Annotated in this window: 7 protein-coding genes; 5 read left to right on the plus strand and 2 right to left on the minus strand. The window is 55.2% G+C overall.

Going from position 1 to position 4,504, the window contains the following annotated elements; all coding sequences use genetic code 11:
- From B2790_RS05885 to B2790_RS05905, 5 genes are all read left to right on the plus strand, one after another.
- A partial coding sequence (locus tag B2790_RS05885) for a multicopper oxidase domain-containing protein (RefSeq protein ID WP_029887355.1) occupies positions 1–591 on the plus strand: 591 nt, incomplete at its 5' end.
- Positions 592–605: 14 nt separating this feature from the next.
- The gene (locus B2790_RS05890) at positions 606–929 is read left to right on the plus strand and encodes a hypothetical protein (protein WP_012269845.1); all 324 of its coding nucleotides are present in this window, start codon (positions 606–608) and stop codon (positions 927–929) included.
- Positions 919–2,034 (plus strand): copper resistance protein B, encoded by a 1,116-nt coding sequence (locus B2790_RS05895; RefSeq protein WP_286918435.1) that lies wholly within the window; start codon positions 919–921, stop codon positions 2,032–2,034. The genes B2790_RS05890 and B2790_RS05895 overlap by 11 nt, the downstream gene beginning before the upstream one ends.
- A gap of 9 nt (positions 2,035–2,043) precedes the next feature.
- A complete protein-coding gene (locus B2790_RS05900) occupies positions 2,044–2,823 on the plus strand; it encodes a c-type cytochrome (RefSeq protein WP_011953081.1) in 780 nt (259 codons plus the stop codon).
- Positions 2,813–3,268, plus strand: coding sequence for a DUF411 domain-containing protein (locus B2790_RS05905; RefSeq protein ID WP_011953080.1), 456 nt, complete (start codon positions 2,813–2,815; stop codon positions 3,266–3,268). Before B2790_RS05900 ends, B2790_RS05905 begins: the two co-directional genes overlap by 11 nt.
- A 97-nt stretch (positions 3,269–3,365) precedes the next feature.
- Here B2790_RS05905 and B2790_RS05910 read toward each other — a convergent pair whose 3' ends face one another.
- Together B2790_RS05910 and B2790_RS05915 are read right to left on the minus strand one after the other, a co-directional pair.
- Positions 3,366–3,698, minus strand: coding sequence for a DUF2790 domain-containing protein (locus tag B2790_RS05910; RefSeq protein ID WP_011953079.1), 333 nt, complete (start codon positions 3,696–3,698; stop codon positions 3,366–3,368).
- Between the two features lie 371 nt (positions 3,699–4,069).
- Positions 4,070–4,429, minus strand: a complete 360-nt coding sequence (locus B2790_RS05915; protein WP_010951431.1) for a histone-like nucleoid-structuring protein, MvaT/MvaU family — start codon at positions 4,427–4,429, stop codon at positions 4,070–4,072.
- Between the last annotated feature and the right edge of the window lie 75 nt (positions 4,430–4,504).

Raw genomic sequence — 4,504 nt, forward strand, 5'->3', positions numbered from 1 at the left:
ATGGCTGGCATGGACCACGGCAACATGACCGGTATGGACCAAAGCAATATGGCCGCCAGCGGTGCCATGCAGAACCATCCCGCCTCCGAAACAAACAACCCTCTGGTCGATATGCAGACCATGACCCCTACGCCAAAGCTGAGCGATCCGGGGATCGGGCTTCGCGATAACGGGCGTCGGGTTCTCACGTATTCGGATTTGCGTAGCACCTTCATCGACCCTGACGGCCGGGAACCTGGCCGGACAATCGAACTGCACCTTACCGGGCATATGGAAAAGTTCGCTTGGTCCTTCGATGGGATCAAGTTTTCTGACGCAGAGCCGCTGCGGCTCAAGTACGGCGAGCGCCTGCGTATTACCTTGGTCAACGACACCATGATGACTCACCCCATCCATCTGCACGGCATGTGGAGTGACCTGGAGGATGAGGACGGCAATTTCATGGTGCGAAAACACACGATCGATATGCCGCCTGGCTCGAAACGAAGCTATCGCGTAACCGCAGATGCACTCGGGCGCTGGGCCTATCACTGTCACCTCATGTACCACATGGAGATGGGCATGTTCCGAGAAGTCCGCGTGGACGAATGAACTGGAGATACGAGATGAGCAAACCAATGAAACGAAGCGCCTTTTTCCTCTCTGCCGCGATGGTTGGCCTGCTCGCGGTGTACGCCCCGTCTTCCTGGTCCAGTGACAACCATGATCAGCACTCTCAAAAGTCGTCCAACGCGGCGCAATCGAACGGCTCGAAGAGCAAGCAAGCCCAGGGCATGAACCATGAAGGCATGGATCACGGCTCCATGAAAGGCATGGATCATGGCTCTATGGAGGGCATGGATCATGGTTCCATGGAAGGAATGGATCACAGCAAAATGATGGAATCGCATGGCAGCGACAAAGCTAAGGCAGGGAAAAATGGCCAATAGCGTTGCACGACCATCGCTGCTGGCATTCGCCGTTTCTTTAGGTGTGCTGGGCGTTTCGCCCAGCTTCGCCGCTGAAATGGATCATTCCGGAATGGACCACTCGGCAATGGGCCACGGTGCCATGCAGATGGACCACGCCTCATCACAGGCTGCGATGCCGGGCATGGACCACAGCCAGATGGGCGCGAGCAAGCAACCCACGCAACCTGCACCCGTTGATCACAGCAAAATGGGCCATGGCCAGCCCAAAGCGAAACCCGCCTCGATGGACCACAGCAAGATGGACCATGGAAGCATGAAAGGCATGGATCACGGGTCCATGGAAGGCATGGATCATGGCGCGATGGGTCATTCCACGATGGGAAACGGGAACGCTGATTCGCCGACCCCGACCAGCCGTACGCCAATCCCGGTGCTGACTGATGCCGACCGGCAGGCTGCCTTCCCCCCGCTTGACGGGCACAAAATGGATGACAGCGGGTTCAACAGCTTTTTCTTGCTAGACCAACTGGAATACCAAGATGCCGATGAAGGTAGCACGCTTGCTTGGGATGCATCCGGCTGGGTGGGCGGCGATATCAATAGGCTCTGGATTCGCTCGGAAGGTGAACGAACCAATGGTGTGACTGAAGATGCTGAGCTGCAGCTCCTCTATGGCCGCTCGGTAAGCCCGTGGTGGGATGTTGTCGCCGGCGTCCGGCAGGATTTCAAACCGGAGGATCCGCAGACCTGGGCTGCGTTCGGTATTCAGGGCCTGGCCCTGTATGACTTCGAAGCTGAAGCCACCGCCTTTATCGGCGAGAACGGTCAAACCGCTGCCCGTCTGGAGGGCGAGTACGACATCTTGCTAACCAATCGTTTAATTCTTCAGCCAACCGCTGAGGCCAACTTTTATGGCAAGAACGACCCGGAACGCGGCGTCGGCTCTGGCCTGGCAAACACCGAAGTCGGGCTGCGGTTACGGTACGAGATTGTTCGCCAGTTCGCGCCATACATAGGTGTCACCTGGAGCCGTTCCTACGGCAAAACCGCCGATTTCATTCGGGATGAAGGCGGGGACGTGGACGAAGCTCGTTTTGTGACCGGTATTCGGATGTGGTTTTGAGAACTCAACATGAAAAAAACAATTACAACGCTGGTGGCGGCAGGTGCTGTTACTAGCGCAGCAGTGCTAGGTGCTGCTTACTTCGGTCTCGTGAACGTTGGTGCGGACGACCCACACTTCCCCGCTGTGCATGCGTTTTTGGCCATGGCGCGGGATCGCTCGATTGAAGTCCGAGCAAGCGACATTGAGGTGCCAAACCTTAAAGATCCTGCTCTCATCCAAGCAGGGGCAGGCAACTACAACGCCATGTGTATCGGTTGCCACCTCGCGCCAGGGGTGGAGAAAACTGAACTCAGCCAAGCCCTATACCCATCCCCACCAAACCTCACCGAGATAGGTGTAAGCGGTGACCCTGCTGCTGCGTTTTGGACCATCAAGCACGGTATCAAAGCGACAGGCATGCCAGCCTGGGGTAAGAGCATGGACGACCAGTACATCTGGGGAATCGTCGCGTTCCTGGACCAGCTACCGCAACTCAATGCTGAGCAGTACCAGATGATGGTCGCTTCCAGTGGTGGTCACCAACATGGCGGTGGCGAAAGCGATATGCATAACCATGAAGGCCAACACGGTGGTGCGAAATCAGGTCATGGAAATCATGATGATTCCGCAGCAAACGGCGTGGCTGAGGAAAGTCATGATCATGGCAGTTCGCATTCGGAGTCTTCATCAGTAGCGGAGCACCACGGTGAACACGAGTCCGGCGAGGCGCACTCGGACCACCACACAGGTTCTACTCCCAAAACCCATGTGCACAAAGACGGGAAGGAGCACACTCATGACAAGTAAGCGCCGCTTCCTCGGTTTAAGTACCGCAGCGTCACTTCTAATCGCCTCAGCCGCCTTTGCTGCGGAGCCCCTGACTATCGATGTGCACCGGGACGCTAATTGCGGTTGCTGTAAGAAATGGATAGCGCACTTGGAGGCAAACGGCTTCAAGGTCGTCGACCACGTTGAAACGGACATGAGGGCGGTGAAGCAAGAGCTAGGAGTAGCTCCGAGGCTGGCTTCGTGTCACACCGCGGTTATCGATGGCAAGTTTGTGGAAGGTCACGTCCCCGCAGCCCAGGTGCAGGAGCTCATAAAGCGCAACGACCTGGCAGGCGTCGCGGTACCTGGCATGCCCGCTGGCTCACCAGGTATGGAGGTTGATGGCATGAAACACGCCTATCAAGTCATCGGCCTCACCAAGAGTGGGGACGATCAAGTAGTTGCCAGTTATCCTGACACGTAATGCAAGATGCCCCGGGGGAAGGGCTTCTGCCGGCCAGCCGACCAGCTGCAGCGCTGGTCGTGGTCAGCTTACTCCAAGACTTACCCTGTCCCTTCGGTCAGTTTTGACCTCTACAGTTAATTCCAGCAGAGCGATATTCGAGGATTTTCAACTCACCTGTTGAGTCCTCGTAATTCATCTGTGTCGGCATCACGTCGCAGCTACCTTTGAGCGAAGTCATACTGATAACTCTCGCCACATCCAGTTTCATTCCGTAGCGATAATGGATCACTTCAGGTGGTTTTTTTCCATTGGCAGCGGCGTAGGCACGCATTGCTTGCTCATTTGCCTGAATCATCTTTCCGTGTAAGCGATCAGATCCTCCTTCAGCTAAAGCGGATGAGGAGGCGATTACGAGCATGAGGGCGGCAATGCTTTTAGCGGTGTTCATTTCTGTTACTCCATGAAGACATGAGTGAAGCTTACCGACTGGGAGCTGTCATCCACGTGATCCAGGAATTACATGTTTGTAAGCAGGCTATCGATAATGATGGCTCTGAATACACGTGAAAGCCGCGTCGTTTCAGGCTGCGACAGTTTTAATTCTCTAGCGAATCAGTCTGAACCGGCGTTTTGGGTGATTGCGACAGTTTTGCGTTTCCTCTCCAAATGGCTGCAGGCCGCGAAAGACGGGACCCTCTAGCGACAGTTTTAATTCTCTAAATCCACCACCCGCAGAAAATTTCGTCACGCCCCAGAATGGGAATTTGCATTCGGGGCGCACCACGATTCATCTCGTGCCAGAAGCCGCCTGCAGTGCAATCAATTGGCGAGCCAAGACTCGACTACCTCAGCGCCATACTCGTTTTTCCAGGCCTTAAGCGTACGCTGATTACCACCCTTGGTCTCAACAACCTCTCCGCTGTGTGGATTCTTGTAGACCTTCACTTCGCGTGGTTTCCGAGAGGTTTTTGGGGCCATATCAGTGGAAGCCACCGCTTGCGGATCGAGGATCAGCACCACTTGGCGCAGGCCGTAGCCATACTCGTTGAGCAAACTGCGCAGCTTCGTTTCAAATTCCATTTCCTGCTTCAGGGCAGAGTCATTTTTCAGCGCTTCCAGCTCCGCCAGTTGGGCTGCGAGCTGTTGTTCGAGCAGGCGGAATTCAGCGAGACGGGACATAAGATTCTCCAAAATGGGTTCGATGATTTTAGCAATCAAGAAAGAAAGCGTGCTAAGGAAACTCCGAACAAGTTG

The sequence above is a fragment of the Pseudomonas sp. UBA6753 genome, assembly GCF_002453565.1.
In the GTDB taxonomy this organism is placed as follows: Bacteria; Pseudomonadota; Gammaproteobacteria; order Pseudomonadales; family Pseudomonadaceae; genus Aquipseudomonas; species Aquipseudomonas putida_Z.